Annotated in this window: 1 pseudogene; it reads right to left on the reverse strand. The window is 67.7% G+C overall.

The features are described 5' to 3' along the window. Window positions 1-201 (reverse strand): annotated as a pseudogene (locus tag IF37_RS40635) (trehalose synthase); the annotation flags it as partial.

The raw sequence follows: 201 nt of genomic DNA on the forward strand, positions 1-201 counted from the left end.
GACCATCTCCAGGGTCAGCTCGTCGTGGTTGCGCAGGAAGATGCCCCACTGGCAACGGGCCGGGATGGCGGGGGTCTTGGCGAGGATCTCGGAGACCGGATGGCGGGACTCGCGGCGTACGGCCATGAAGATGCGCGGCATCACGGGGAAGTGGAACGCCATGTGGCACTCGTCGCCGCCGGCCGCGTAGTCGCCGAAGTA

The sequence above is a fragment of the Streptomyces sp. NRRL S-31 genome (genome assembly GCF_000718775.1).
Classification (GTDB): Bacteria; Actinomycetota; Actinomycetes; order Streptomycetales; family Streptomycetaceae; genus Streptomyces.